Genomic DNA, 13,923 nt, shown 5'->3' with positions numbered 1-13,923 from the left:
TGGCCATGCGGGGGCCCAGGGCATGGTGGCAGGGCAAGAGCACACCGGCGAAGGTGGAGACGTACACCCGGTGGTCGTTCTACTCGTTCCCGCTGATCGAGGTCGCCACGTTCGGGGTGCCGGTGCTGGGGCAGGTTCCGATGCCGCAGGCGGGCTGGCTGTTCGCGCTGCTCGCCGGGCACGGCGCGCTGGGCGCGCTGACCGGGGCCCGGGCCCTCGACTGGGTGCGGGACGTCCGTGACCAGCCGCTCCGGCTGATGTGGGCCTTCGCGGTGTTCAGCGGGATGGTCGGGATCGTCGTGTGCGCAATGATCGGCCGGGTGGGCGACGACGAGACGGACGCCGCGCTGGGCGGGCTGTTAGCCGGCGTCATGGTCTTCGGCATTGGCATGATCACGCTCGGCGTGCGCAGACGGCGGAGCTCGCTGTACCTGAGCGCGGGCTGCGCGGCGAGCACCGCGGTCCTGAGCCTGGTCGTGGGCGGCAGTGCGTCCGAGGCGCTGGCCGCGACGATCGCCGTTCTGCTCGGGACGTCGTTCTTCGCCTTCACCTCCGTCTTCTCCGTCTGGCTCCTCAAGGCCGTCTACGAACTCGACGCGGCCCGCGAGACCCGCGCCCGGCTCGCCGTCGCCGAGGAACGGCTCCGCTTCGGGCGCGATCTGCACGATGTGATCGGGCGCAACCTCGCGGTCATCTCCCTGAAGAGCGAGCTGGCCGTCCAACTGGCCCGCCGTGAACGGCCCGAGGCCGTCGACCAGATGATCGAGGTCCAGCGGATCGCGCAGGAGTCGCAGCGCGAGGTGCGGGACGTCGTGCGGGGCTATCGCGAGGCGGACCTGGGCATCGAACTCGCCGGTGCGCAGGGTGTCCTGGAGGCGGCGGGCATCGCGTGCTCGGTCGAGGGGGCGGACACCGCCGGGCTGCCCGGCGAGGTGCAGTCCGCACTCGCCTGGGTGGTGCGCGAGGGGACGACGAACGTGCTGCGGCACGCGAACGCCGGGCAGTGCGCGGTGGTGTTGAAGGTGACGGAGGGGCAGACGGTACTGACCGTGGAGAACGACGGGATACGGGCCGACGGGGACGGCGGGCGTACGGGGGAGGATGCCGTGCGTTCCGCCGGTGCCGGGTCCGGGCTCGCCGGACTGCGGGAGCGGCTCGCGATCGTGGACGGAACACTGGAGGCGGGACCGGTGGACGGGGAGACGTTCCGGGTGGTGGCCCGGGTGCCGCTGGCGTCGGCGGCGGCCTCCGGTGCGGCCGGCGGAAGCATGGCGGTCCCGTCCGGGGCGGGCGTGCTGCGGGAGGTCGCGTCGTGACGGCAGCACCGGAGGCGGCGCGGCCGGTGCGGCTGCTGCTCGCCGACGACGAGCATCTGATCCGGGGAGCGCTGGCCGCGCTGCTGGCCCTGGAGGACGACCTGCTGGTGGTCGCCCAGGCGGCCAGCGGACCGGAGGCGCTGGCGATGGCCCGGGCGCACGAGCCGGACGTCGCGGTGCTCGATCTTCAGATGCCGGGGGCGGACGGTGTGAGGGTGGCCACATCGCTGCGGGCGGAGCTGCCCGACTGCCGGGTGCTGATCGTCACCGGTCACGGCCGGCCGGGCCATCTGAAGCGGGCGCTTGAGGCGGGTGTACGCGGGTTCGTACCGAAGACGGTCAGTGCCCAGCGGCTCGCGGAGATCATCCGCACCGTGCACGCGGGAAGCCGTTACGTCGACCCCGAGTTGGCCGCCGACGCGATCTCCTCCGGGGACTCGCCGCTGACCGCCCGGGAGGCGGAGGTGCTGGAGCTGGCCGCCGACGGGGCGCCCGTGGTGGAGATCGCCGAGCGCGCCGCACTGTCCCAGGGGACCGTACGGAACTATCTGTCGTCGGCCGTGTCCAAGCTCGGGGTGGAGAACCGGCATGCCGCGGTGCGGCTCGCACGGGAGCGAGGTTGGGTATAGTTGCTCTCGCGCCACGGCGCACGCGGACGTAGCTCAGTTGGTAGAGCGCAACCTTGCCAAGGTTGAGGTCGCGAGTTCGAGCCTCGTCGTCCGCTCCAGAAAAGGCCCCCGGTTTCCCGGGGGCCTTTCGCGTTACGCCCAGCGCGTGCCCGTCAGTCGCTCGTAGGCCTCCACGTACTTGGCGCGGGTGGCGGCGACGACCTCCTCGGGGAGCGGCGGCGGAGGCTGCTCGCTCGCACGGTCCCAGCCGGACTCGGCGGACGTCAGCCAGTCGCGGACGAACTGCTTGTCGAAGGACGGCTGGGCGTGGCCCGGCTCCCACTGGTCGGCGGGCCAGAAGCGGGAGGAGTCGGGGGTGAGGACCTCGTCGGCGAGGACGAGGGTGTCGCCCTCGTAGCCGAACTCGAACTTGGTGTCGGCGAGGATGATGCCCCGGTCGCGGGCGATGTCACGGGCACGGCTGTACACGGCGAGGGTGGTCTGCCGCAGCTGGGCGGCGGTCTCCGCGCCGACCTGGCGGGCGACCTCCTCGTAGCTGACGTTCTCGTCGTGCTCGCCGACGGCGGCCTTGGTGGCCGGGGTGAAGATCGGCGCGGGCAGCTCCGAGCCGTCGACCAGGCCCTCGGGGAGGGCGAGGCCGCAGACCGTACGGCTCTCCCGGTACTCGGCGAGGCCCGAGCCGGTGAGGTAGCCGCGGGCTACCGCCTCCACCGGGACCATCCGCAGGGACTTGCAGACCAGAGTGCGGCCGGCCCAGTCGGCGGGGGCACCCTCGGGCAGTTCGGTGCTCAGAACGTGGTTCGGGGCCAGGTCGGCGAGCTGGTCGAACCACCAGAGGGACAGCTGCGTGAGGACGCGCCCCTTGTCGGGGATCTGCGTCGGCAGCACCCAGTCGAACGCTGACGTTCGATCGCTGGCGACCATCACGAGGTCGCCCGCCTCGTTCTGGTACAGGTCGCGCACCTTGCCGGTGTGCAGATGCACCAGGCCCGGAACCTGGATCGGCTCGGGCTTTTCTACGAATCCGGACACGGTTCCTCCCTGTGGTGATGTCCAAGTGGCTCGATTGTCCCGTATCGGGGCGACCGGTCTTGGCCAGGGGTGCCGGTGAGGGCGTTCGGGCGCGCTGCGGCTGACGGCGTCAGTCCCGTTTGCAGATGCGGTCCAGGAGATTGGCCGTGGCCCGCTGGATACGGGAATCCACGTGGCCGGGGCGGTCCAGGGCCGGGGACCATGCGAACGTTCCGGATGCGAAGACCCAGGCGCCGGAGGAGGCTCGATAGAGGGAGGTCTCCTGGTGACGGAGGACGCCTTCGGAGTCCCGGTACGGGGAGTGGGCGAGGAGGATGCGGCCCTGGTGCTCGGGGAGAGCGGTGCGGGGGTAGTAGCGGTCGGCCTCGCCGGCGACCATGCCGTCCAGCTCATCGCCCTCGTGGGCGCCGGTCGCGTCCCAGAGCCAGTGGCCGGCGTTACGCACGACCAGGGGGTGGGGTTCGGGGACCCGGCCCTCGTACTGGATGCCCAGCAACTGCTGCTCGGGGCGGTCGATTTCGCGCCACAGCACGGGTTTCCCGGGGCCCCGGCGTTTTCGGCAGGTGAGGAGCCGGTCGGGGACACCGGACGGGGAGGGTCCCAACTCCACCTGCCAGTACATGGTGTTGGAGGAGAGGAAGACCAGGGAGATGCCGCTGTCACGGGCGGTCTCGGCGGTACGGCGCATCTGCGGCGACCAGTACTCGTCGTGGCCGGGGAAGACCAGCCCCCGGTAGCGGGTGGGGTCGACGCGGCCGGAGTGCAGGTCGCGGGCGTCGGCGTAGGCGATGTCGTAGCCGTAGCGCTCGGCCCAGCGGATGAAGTCGTAGGCGTGGCCCACATGGAGGGGGAGGCCCGCGCCGGCGTACGGGCGGTCGAAGGAGACGGTGGTCGCCGCGTGGGACTCGCCGAGCAGCCGGCCGTTCTCGTCCCAGGCGTGGTAGAAGCTGGCGCCCGTGCGGCCGTCCTCCGGGTACAGGTTGTACGCCTGCCAGGTGATGTCGGGCAGCAGGAGCAGCAGGTCGGCGGGCCGGTCGTCGCGGACGGTGAACGGCACGTGGGAGCGGTAGCCGTCGACGGTGGTCAGGACCGCGACATACGCGCCGATGTTCCAGTAGCTCGGGATCTGCAGCCGCCAGGACAGCCACCAGTGGTGGCAGGAGACCGTACGGTCGGCGGTCAGAGGTGTGGGCTGGACGATGCCGGAGAGGCGGGGACTGGTGGTGATCTTCGCGGCGCCGTCGCCGCCGTAGTGGCCGACGCGGTAGATGTCGACGGCGAATTCCTGGGGCGGGTCCACGGTGATGTGGAAGTCGATCGACTCGCCGGGGGCGGCGGCGCCGGTCGCGGTGAACCCCTTGATCTGGCGCTGCACGTCGTCGGCGGAGCGGGGGCCCGGGGACGACCGCGGGGCCGGGACGCGAGGGTCGGTGACCTTGCCGCGCGGCAATGGCGTCCCCTGGTCCACATACCAGGGGACGACCTGGCCCGTGTCGTCGAAGTACGTCACCGTGCCCCGCAGCCAGGGGACGGGGCCCTGGCCGAAGGGGTCGGTCACGGCGTGGGCGAGTGCGCCCGATTCCCAACGGCGGACGCGGTGCTCCGTGCCCATGAGTTCTCCCCTCCCGTGCCCCCGTGAGCGGTCACAAGCCCTTGCTTCGTACCCGAACGGTCCCAGCACATCACATTACGCACGCACCCCGTCACCGTTCGTCGCCCATTGGTGAGAGTGGAACGAGAGGCTCCGGATGGGGAGTTGGTGTGAGACCGTCGTCGGGGCGGGTTGGCGGCGGGTCAGACCAGGCGGACCGGCTTTTCCGGGCGGACACCGAGGTGGCGGAGCCAGTCGCGCAGAGGGGTCGGGTCGCCCTCCTCCACAAGGGTGAGGACGCGGGGGCCGAGGTCCGCGGCCCGTTCGCCGTTGACGAGGAGAGAAGGGCCGTCCAGCCAGTCGAGGCCTGGAGTGGCGCCGGCCGTGTCCATCGCCGCGCAGCAGACCATCGCCGCGACGTGTTCCGCCAGCAGCTCGCGGCCCGTGCGGGGCGGCTGCATCGGGAACAGCGGCAACAGGTCGTCCTCCCACAGCGCCCGGTCCGGACCCTGTGCCTCCGCGCCGCCCGGCGGCGCCGGTGGACGGGGCGCCGCCGCCTCCTCCCTCGCCAACTCCGCGGTCAGCCCGGCGGCCAACGCGGCGGCCTGCACGGTGGCCGGCCCTTGTTCGTCATCGTCCTCATCGGCTGGGGCGAGGTGGGGGGTGGGGGATGTGGCGAGGGCGGCGTCGGCGGCCGGGCCGGGTGCGGCTACGACGCCGAGGGCGGAGCCGGGGTCGGCCTCGGCATCGGCATCGGAGCCCGGGGCTGGGACGGCGTCCGAGCCGTAGGCCGGGTTGGTGTCGCGGCCGGGGGCGGGGGCGGGGGCGGGGGCGGGGGCGGGGGCGGCGTCAGTATCGGGGGCCGCGGTGGGGCCTGGTGCGTCGGCGGTGAGGCCGGTGGCGGGTATGCCTCGGTGCCGCGGCTCGGCGTCGGCTTCCGAGGCGGGGGCCGGGTGGTGATCGTGTGGCTCGCCGGCGCCCGGGAGCACACCCTGCCTGTCGGACCGTGCCTCGGGGCACCCGGGCGTCACCGTCAGGTGGTCCAGGACACGGGCCAGGGTGGGGCCGGTCTGGTGCGGGCCGGTCCGGTCGGTGGTGCGGTGAACGCCCAGTGCGTCCAGCACGCGGTGGAGGCGGGCCGCCTCGGTGCGCCATTTGCGGTCGACGACCTCGTCCGGGTATTCGTGCCAGTCCACCGGCGCCCAGTCGGGGCCCGACTCGGGGGGGCCGCCGTGGAAGAGGCGCGCAGCGAGCAGTGACGCGGCCTCGTCGACCGTGCCGGGCTCTTCGAGGAGGTCGCAGGCGGGACGCTCGCCGAGCCGGGAGGCGAAGCCCTCGGCGAGGCGGTCGCGGCGGGAGAGCTCCGTGAGCGCGGCGACGACGCCCGCGTCCAGACGGGACGGCCAGCGGCCCATCCGCCAGGCGGGCAGCGCGACGCGTGTGAGGAGCCGGTCCCAGCCCGCGTAGGCCAGCCCGACCTGTTCCTGGGCGACGATCCGCAGACCGTAGTCCACAGCCTGTGCACGCTCGGCCGCCGCGGCCGCCACTCCCCGCTCCATCTCCGCCGCGTGGCCCCGGCAGCCGCGCAGGAGGAGCCGGGTCACCCAGCCGACACCGGCCAGCAGCGTACGGACGGGCGGACCGTGCGTCGGGGCTGCGGTGACGGCCACGGCGGCGTCCAGACCGCGGACGAAACGGCGGGCCGCGGCTATGTCCGGGTGCGCCGACGGACCCGTACCCGCGACGACCGGTGCCAGTACCGCCCGCAGTTCGCCCACCCGCATCCACCACAGGAACGGCGAGCCGATGACCAGCACGGGTGCGGTGGGCGCGCGATGCCGGCCGGTCGACGACGGCAGCGCGGACGAGGAGCCGGACGTCGGTCCTCGTACGTCCGCCATCTCGTCGCCGCCGGGGCCCTTTCCGGCCCATGGCGAAGAGGGGTGGCTGTCCGGTGGGGTGGGGGACAGGTGGGTGCGGTCCTCCAGCCAGCTGTCGCAGTCGGGGGTGAGCGCTATCGCCGAGGGAGGGGGGACGTCCAGGCGGTCGGCCAGGTCGCGGACCAGGCGGTAGAGGTCGGGCGCGGCTTCCTCGGTGATGGAGACGGTGGGGCTCACGGCCGGCCGGGCGCGGGCGACGACGAGGGCGATTCCGGCCGCGGCCAGCAGGGCGAGGGCGGCGAGACCGGACGCCACCCAGCGTGCCGTCGACCAGGCTTGACCGGTGAGGTGGCCGGTGGAAACGCCGGCCAGCAGGACAACCGCAACGGCGGCCGGCAGCAGAGCCACGGCCAACGCGCGGCTGCGGACCCGCAGCACGGCGAGGGCCCGCGAGCGCGCGGCCCGCGCACCCGCCTCCTCACCACCCGCCATACCGCTCACGACCCGAGGTCACCCCCTGCTGTCCCGTGCGACGTGCGCCGCGACGGCTTCCCATCGGCGTCGTCGCCGCCGAATGCCCTGACGTTGCTCACTCCCCCACTGTGGCACCCACGACTGACATCGCAATGCCGGTGGGCCAAGTGCCGGAACACTTGCCGCACCCTAGTTGGGGGCTCGGCGCCCGTCAGCCGGATGGCCCATCGCTCACTCGATGGAATGGCTTTGGGGAGAGGTGAATGACGCGGGGCCGGGATCCGGCTCCGCAGCGCGAGGGGCTCGGAAGGGATTCCGAGGGCTTCCGCCGGGGGGCGGGCGTTGCGGTTGCGGAGATGGGGCCGCGGAGGGCAGAGGGGACGGTGGGTGCGGACGGTGGGGTGCGCGGGGCCGAGCGGACTCGGGACCCCGCGCAGGCCCTCGTCACGCCTCGGCTGCCGCCTTCGACGCGATGTCCGTGCGGTGCTGGGAACCGTCCAGGCCGATGCGGGCGACGGCGGTGTACGCGCGGTCGCGGGCCTGGGTGAGGTCCTTGCCGGTGGCGGTGACGGACAGGACGCGTCCGCCGGCGCTGACCACGGCGTCGCCGTCGCGCCTGGTGCCGGCGTGCAGCACGTAAGCGTGCGGGGCGTCCAGGGCGGCGACGTCGTCGAGCCCGGTGATGGGGTCGCCGGTGCGCGGGGTGCCGGGGTAGTTCTGCGAGGCCACCACCACGGTGACGGCCGCGTCGTCGCTCCAGCGGAGGGGTTCGAGGTCGCCGAGGGTGCCGTTCGCCGCGGCGAGCAGGACGCCGGCCAGCGGGGTCTTCAGACGGGCCAGGACGACCTGCGTCTCGGGGTCGCCGAAGCGGGCGTTGAACTCGATGACCCGGACGCCCCGGCTGGTGATCGCCAGGCCCGCGTAGAGCAGGCCGGAGAACGGGGTGCCGCGGCGGCGCATCTCGTCGACGGTCGGCTGCAGCACGGTCTGCAGCACTTCGTCGACCAGCTTCGGGTCGGCCCACGGGAGCGGGGAGTACGCGCCCATGCCACCGGTGTTGGGACCCTCGTCACCGTCCAGCGCGCGCTTGAAGTCCTGGGCGGGCTGGAGCGGGAGGACGGTCGCGCCGTCGGTGATCGCGAAGAGGGAGACCTCGGGGCCGTCCAGGAACTCCTCGATGACGACCCGGCCGCAGGCCAGCGCGTGCTCGCGGGCCTTGTCGAGGTCCGGGGTCACGACGACGCCCTTGCCGGCGGCCAGTCCGTCGTCCTTGACGACGTACGGGGCGCCGAAGGCGTCGAGGGCCTCGTCGATCTCCGCCGGGGTGGTGCAGACGTACGACCGGGCCGTGGGCACGCCCGCGCCGGCCATGACCTCCTTGGCGAAGGCCTTGGAGCCCTCCAGTTGCGCGGCCTCCCCGGAGGGGCCGAACACCGGGATGCCCGCCTCGCGTACGGCGTCGGCGACGCCCGCGACCAGGGGGGCCTCCGGGCCCACGACCACCAGGTCGGCCTCCAGGCGGGTGGCCAGCGCGGTCACGGCGGCGCCGTCCAGCGCGTCCACCGCGTGCAGTTCGGCAACCTCCGCGATGCCGGCGTTGCCGGGGGCGCAGTGGAGCGCGGTGACGTCGGAGTCGAGGGACAGAGAACGGCACAGCGCGTGCTCGCGGGCACCGCTACCGATGACGAGGACCTTCACGGGGCCAGCCTAACCGGCTGGGCGGGGTGGGTTTGTGGGGGCTTCCGAAGAGTGGGACGGCGAGGGTTTGTGGGATCGGACGAACTGGGGCGCGTCCTGGGCGGTTGGGGGGAACCTCTTGGCGGCCGCCTCCGTGGGAGTGGGCCGGAGGGTGGGCCGGGGCGAGGCGCTCACCGGCGCCTTCGGGGTGCCGCCGCGCCCACCCTCGCCACACCGTCGGCACGACTGCCCGCGATGAGGGACGGGAGGTGCCCGGCCCCTTACTCGTTCGCGATTTCCTCCACCACCGTCGCGCCCAGTTCGCGGACGATCAGTTCGTGGCCGGACAGGGCTGATTCGTCGAGGTCGGGGTCGTCGTCCTCGGGGATGTCGTCCTCGGGGGAGACGGGCGGAGGCTCCGGGGCGGGCGGTGGTGTCGGAGCGGCCGTGGGCACGGCCGGGCCCGGCTGCTGGGGCGTGGGCGGGGCCGGGGTGGAGGCGCCGGACGGATGGGGCGCCGAAGGCGAGGCCTGGGGCGGGGCGGGACGGGACGCCGGGGCCGGGGAGCCGCCGTAGCCGCCGCCCGAGCCACCGCCGTAGCCGCCGCTTCCGCCGTAACCTCCCGGAGCCGGGGGTGTGTGACCGCCGACGGGGGCCGAGCCGCCGCCCGACGTGTCGACGAGTGCCTCGATCTTCCAGTGGACGTTGAACTGCTCGGCCAGCGCCGCCCGCAGGACGTCCTCGCTGCCGCTGCTCGCGAAGTTGTCCCGGGCGCCCGCATTGACGAAGCCGATCTGGAGCGTCGTGCCGTCGAAGCCGGCGACGTGGGCGTTCTGGCTCAGCAGGATCCAGGTGAACCGGCGGCGGTTCTTCACCGCCTCCAGGATGTTCGGCCACAGCATGCGGGGGTCGAGCCCGCCGGGGGCGGGGTTGTAGGCAGCCTCGGCCGGGGCGGACGGGGGCGCCGAGGGGGGAGTCGGCTGGCCGTGGGCGGCGGACTGGGGCGGTGCGGCCTGGCCCCGCGGGGAACCGGACGGGCCTCCGGGTGCCGCTCCACCGCCGGCGGGCGCGGCCGTCGGCCACCCGCCGGGGCGCCGCCCGCTGCCCGCGGCGGCCGGCGTGGGCCAGGAACCGGGCCCGGCGGCAGGAGCGGGAGCCGGTGCGTTCGTGTGGGCGTTCGCCGAGGCGGCGGGCGGGGCGGGTGCGGTGGGCGGGGCGGGTGCGGTGGGCGGGGTGGTCGGCGGAGCCTCCTGCGGGGCGGCCGCAGCGGCCGGGGCGGCCCCGGCGGGACCACCCGCGCCCGGCCCACCACCGGAACCGGCCCCGGCTCCCCGCACCGCCGCCCGAGCCGCTGCCGGACCGCCCCCCGGCGGCACCGGCGGGCCCGGGGCGACCGGCGGAGCCATGCCCATCGGCGCGGCCGCTCCCGCGTGGACGTCGGGACCGGGGACGTACCCCATGGCGGGGCCGGGGCCGGACGCCGAGAAGTTCACGCCGCGCTCCAGCCGGTCCAGGCGGGCCATGACGGAGCGTTCGTCGCCGTAGGTCGCGGGGAGGAGGACGCGGGCGCAGATCAGTTCGAGCTGGAGGCGGGGGGAGTTGGCGCCCCGCATCTCCGTGAGGCCCTCGTTGACGAGGTCGGCGGCGCGGCTCAGCTCTGCGGCGCCGAACACGCCGGCCTGGGCCTGCATCCGCTCCAGGACATCCGCGGGCGCGTCGATGAGCCCCTTCTCGACGGCATCGGGCACGGCGGCCAGGATCACCAGGTCGCGCAGCCGCTCCAGCAGGTCGGCGACGAACCTCCGCGGGTCGTTGCCGCCCTCGATGACGCGGTCGACGACCTCGAAGGCCGCGGCCCCGTCCCCGGCGGCGAAGGCCTCGACGACCGAGTCGAGCAGCGACCCGTCCGTGTAGCCGAGCAGGGACGTGGCCATGGCGTATGTCACACCCTCGTCCGTGGCGCCGGCCAGCAGCTGGTCCATGACGGACATCGAGTCACGCACGGAGCCGGCACCCGCGCGCACGACCAGCGGGAGGACACCCTCCTCGACGGCGATCTTCTCCTTGCCGCAGACCTCGGAGAGGTAGTCGCGGAGCGTGCCCGGCGGGACGAGCCGGAACGGGTAGTGGTGGGTACGCGAACGGATCGTCCCGATGACCTTCTCGGGCTCGGTCGTGGCGAAGATGAACTTGAGGTGCTCGGGCGGCTCCTCGACCACCTTCAGCAGCGCGTTGAAACCGGCCGACGTGACCATGTGGGCCTCGTCGATGATGTAGATCTTGTACCGGCTGCTCGCCGGGCCGAAGAACGCCTTCTCGCGCAGCTCACGGGCGTCGTCGACACCACCGTGCGAGGCGGCGTCGATCTCGATCACGTCGATCGAACCCGGGCCGTTCCGCGCGAGGTCCTGGCAGGACTGGCACTCGCCGCACGGCGTGGGCGTGGGCCCCTTCTCGCAGTTCAGACAGCGCGCGAGGATGCGCGCGCTGGTCGTCTTGCCGCAACCGCGCGGCCCGCTGAACAGGTACGCGTGATTGACCCGGTTGTTCCGCAGCGCCTGCTGCAGCGGGTCAGTGACATGCTCCTGCCCGATGACCTCGGCGAACGACTCCGGGCGATAGCGGCGGTACAGCGCGAGAGACGACACGCCTACGAGGTTATAGGCGCCCACTGACAATCCGGACGCCGCGGAAGCCGGACCGGACGGCGAGCGGAACGTTCCCCGGCACTTTCCCGGGGGCTCCCCCAGGTCTCGCCTCGGGCCCCCTCTGCCGGAGCTGCTCGCCGGGGCAACGAAAGACCCCCCACGCACCCGCCAGAGCCGACCTACCCTTGCTGCCTTCCGGCCCTGGGGGAGTTCAGTCAGATAGCGCCGCGTGAGGGGCTACGCCCAGCCTACCCGATCCCCCGACCCCGCCCGCCCGCCTCCCCACCTCGACGCCCTCCCCCTCGTCACCCACCTCGAACGAGTTCGCAAGCACCCTCCGCCGTCATGTAATGTTTCCGGCGGAGGATTCGCCTAGAGGCCTAGGGCGCACGCTTGGAAAGCGTGTTGGGGGCAACCCCTCACGAGTTCGAATCTCGTATCCTCCGCCAGTGCCTCACCGGGCACGTTGTCGAAGGGCCCCACCGTTCGCGGTGGGGCCCTTCGACGTTGTCCGTCTCAGTTTCCGTCTCAGTTCGTCTTCGGAAGCTCCCACAGAGCGTCGCCGACTTGCTGCGCGACCTTGCGGAGCATGGTCCCCGTCACATGCATGTACCGGGCGCGCATCCGGGCCGCTCCCCCAGGCTCCCAACCCATGATCGAGTCGATCACGACGTCAGGGACACCGAGGATCAGGAGAACAGTCGCGGCGGTGTGGCGAGCGTCATGGAGTCGGCCGTCCCGTACGCCCGCGTCCCGAAGCAGCCGCTTCCAGACGTGGAAGTCGGTGTTCGGGCTCAGCGGCCCACCGACCGGCGAGGCGAAGACGTAGCCCTTGCCCTCCCAGTCCCCACCGGCCGCGATCCGCTCCCGCTCCTGGGCCTCCTGGTGCTGGCGGAGAATCTTGATCAGCGGATCGGGCAGGCCGATGGTGCGCCGCCCGGCACGCGACTTGGTGGACTTGTGCTCGCGCCGGGTCTGCTCGCGCTTGGGGCAGTAGCACGCCTTCCGGCCACACGGATTGGCACCGCAGCCGTGCGCGTACTTCGGGCGCAGCCGGTTCTCACGGATGCGGACATACCCGGCGGCGAGGTCGACGTCTTCCCAGTGCAGCCCCAGCGCCTCACCCTGCCGGAGGCCGAGGGCCAGGGCGACGACCCAACGCGCGCTGTTGCGGAGCTTGGCCGCCTCGACGAGGAGGCTCTGAACCTCTTCGATCGTGTACGGCTCGATGTCCTCCTCTTCGAGGCGGGGAGCCTTGGCGATCTCGGCGGCGTTCGTGGCGACGTGCAACAGCTTCCAAGGCGGCCGCAGGTCACGGCCGCCGTTGATCAGTTGTGTGATCACTGAGACGCCTCACAGGCTGACGACGACCAGGGCGGTGTCGTCTGTGACGCCTTCGGCGGGGATCAGGTCGTTCATCACAGCATCGGCGAGTGCTCCGGGGGTGATGAGTTCCTTGTGGCGGATCAGGGCGTCGGTGAGTTGGCTGAGTCCGGTGTCGATGTCCTGGTGGCGGCGTTCGATGAGTCCGTCGGTGTAGAGCAGGAGGGTGCCGCCGTCGGTGAAGGCGGTGGTGGCTTCCGGCCGAGGACTGGACTCGAAGACGGCATCCAGCGGCGGATCGGTCGCCTGGTCCAACAACTCCACCGTGCCGTCGGTACGAAGAAGGACCGGAGGGGGGTGGCCGGCGCTGGAGTAGGTGATGAGGTGGCGACTGAAGTCGATGAAGGCGGTCACCGCGGTGGTCGACTCGGCGCCGGTGACGCAATGCGCGTACCGGCCGAGGACCTCGAGGGCCTGTGCGGGGCCGGTGGCGACCAGGGAGGTGGCGGACAGGGCGCTGCGGAGCTGGCCCATGATGCCTGCGGCCTCCAGGCCGTGGCCGACGACATCGCCCACGGCCACGGCGATCTTGTCGCCGTCCTGAAGTTGGACCAGGTCGTACCAATCGCCACAGACATTGAGGGAGCCGACCGCGGGCCGGTAGCGGACAGCGAACCGGTGAGGGCCGATCGGGGGCGGAACGGGGAGCATGGCGCGCTGCAGGGCGAGGGCGACCTCACGCTCGCGGGCGTGAGCGCGACGCAGGCGCTCGTTGATTTCGTGCAGCTGCCGCATCCGGCTGAAGAGCTCGGCCTCGAGCTGGAGTGAGCCGTCCGGCCGGCTGCTGGCGCGCAGGAGTTCAGTGACTTCCTCGACGCGGTGGATCACCAGGGCGATCTGGCCGTCGGGCGCGAAGACGGGCGCGTTGACCACGCTCCAGTAGCGTTCCTCCCAATGGCCGGGGCGCTGCGCGGATTCCACGTCGTAGCGCTGCAGGTCCATGTCGATCTTGCGGTTGGCCAGGACCTCGCGCAGGGATGCCTCCAGGTGGCGGGCATCGGAGGCTGCTGGGTCCCGCGGGCTGCCGGGGAAGGCGTCGAAGAGGTAGCGGCCCACCACCTGGTCGCGGCTGCGTCCGGCCTGGCGCAGCCACGCGAGGTTGGCGTCGGCGAAGACCAGCTCGGGCGTCAGCAGAGCGACCGCGCCCGGCAGCGCTTGGAACACTGACGCGTAGTCGATAATCATGGATTCAGAATATGGACACATGGTGTGATTCACGCTTACCGGCATCCTCCTGATGGAGACCCGGGCCTTCCTCTGTCGGCGACAACCCGATCAAGAAGCCAAGGCCCT

8 protein-coding genes, 2 tRNA genes, 1 other RNA gene and 1 pseudogene are annotated in these 13,923 nt (G+C 72.6%); 4 read left to right on the top strand and 8 right to left on the bottom strand.

Features of this window, described 5'->3' with window-relative positions:
- The first annotated feature begins 5 nt into the window (after positions 1-5).
- From ACZ43N_RS34660 to ACZ43N_RS34650, 3 genes are all read left to right on the top strand, one after another.
- Positions 6-1,316, top strand: coding sequence for a sensor histidine kinase (locus tag ACZ43N_RS34660; protein WP_468103015.1), 1,311 nt, complete (start codon positions 6-8; stop codon positions 1,314-1,316).
- 26 nt (positions 1,317-1,342) lie between these two features.
- Positions 1,343-1,945: a response regulator gene (locus ACZ43N_RS34655; RefSeq protein ID WP_468103060.1), complete on the top strand. Its 603-nt coding sequence runs from the start codon at positions 1,343-1,345 to the stop codon at positions 1,943-1,945.
- A 22-nt stretch (positions 1,946-1,967) separates the two neighbouring features.
- Positions 1,968-2,043 (top strand) — tRNA-Gly (locus ACZ43N_RS34650).
- 34 nt (positions 2,044-2,077) lie between these two features.
- Here the strand turns inward: ACZ43N_RS34650 and ACZ43N_RS34645 are convergent.
- The 6 genes from ACZ43N_RS34645 to ffs all read right to left on the bottom strand — a co-directional run bounded on the left by ACZ43N_RS34645 (position 2,078) and on the right by ffs (position 11,489).
- Positions 2,078-2,977, bottom strand: coding sequence for a phosphoribosylaminoimidazolesuccinocarboxamide synthase (locus tag ACZ43N_RS34645; protein WP_468103014.1), 900 nt, complete (start codon positions 2,975-2,977; stop codon positions 2,078-2,080).
- A gap of 109 nt (positions 2,978-3,086) precedes the next feature.
- On the bottom strand, positions 3,087-4,589 hold the full coding sequence (locus tag ACZ43N_RS34640; protein ID WP_468103013.1) for a N,N-dimethylformamidase beta subunit family domain-containing protein: 1,503 nt from the start codon (positions 4,587-4,589) through the stop codon (positions 3,087-3,089).
- Positions 4,590-4,771: 182 nt separating this feature from the next.
- Positions 4,772-6,940: a hypothetical protein gene (locus ACZ43N_RS34635; protein ID WP_468103059.1), complete on the bottom strand. Its 2,169-nt coding sequence runs from the start codon at positions 6,938-6,940 to the stop codon at positions 4,772-4,774.
- Positions 6,941-7,366: 426 nt separating this feature from the next.
- On the bottom strand, positions 7,367-8,620 hold the full coding sequence (purD, locus tag ACZ43N_RS34630) for a phosphoribosylamine--glycine ligase (RefSeq protein WP_468103012.1): 1,254 nt from the start codon (positions 8,618-8,620) through the stop codon (positions 7,367-7,369).
- Positions 8,621-8,880: 260 nt separating this feature from the next.
- Positions 8,881-11,247, bottom strand: coding sequence for a DNA polymerase III subunit gamma and tau (locus ACZ43N_RS34625; RefSeq protein WP_468103011.1), 2,367 nt, complete (start codon positions 11,245-11,247; stop codon positions 8,881-8,883).
- 145 nt (positions 11,248-11,392) lie between these two features.
- Positions 11,393-11,489, bottom strand: an RNA gene (gene ffs / locus ACZ43N_RS34620) — signal recognition particle sRNA small type.
- A gap of 119 nt (positions 11,490-11,608) precedes the next feature.
- Here ffs and ACZ43N_RS34615 point away from each other — a divergent pair.
- A tRNA-Ser gene (locus ACZ43N_RS34615) sits at positions 11,609-11,696 on the top strand.
- A gap of 79 nt (positions 11,697-11,775) precedes the next feature.
- Here the strand turns inward: ACZ43N_RS34615 and ACZ43N_RS34610 are convergent.
- Positions 11,776-12,534: pseudogene (locus ACZ43N_RS34610) on the bottom strand (tyrosine-type recombinase/integrase); the annotation flags it as partial.
- Between the two features lie 66 nt (positions 12,535-12,600).
- A complete protein-coding gene (locus tag ACZ43N_RS34605) occupies positions 12,601-13,815 on the bottom strand; it encodes a PP2C family protein-serine/threonine phosphatase (RefSeq protein ID WP_468103010.1) in 1,215 nt (404 codons plus the stop codon).
- Positions 13,816-13,923: the final 108 nt, after the last annotated feature.

It is taken from the genome of Streptomyces sp. NPDC030814, assembly GCF_055572155.1.
Note: the sequence above shows the minus strand (reverse complement) of the source record. Positions and strands in the feature narration are given on the sequence as shown.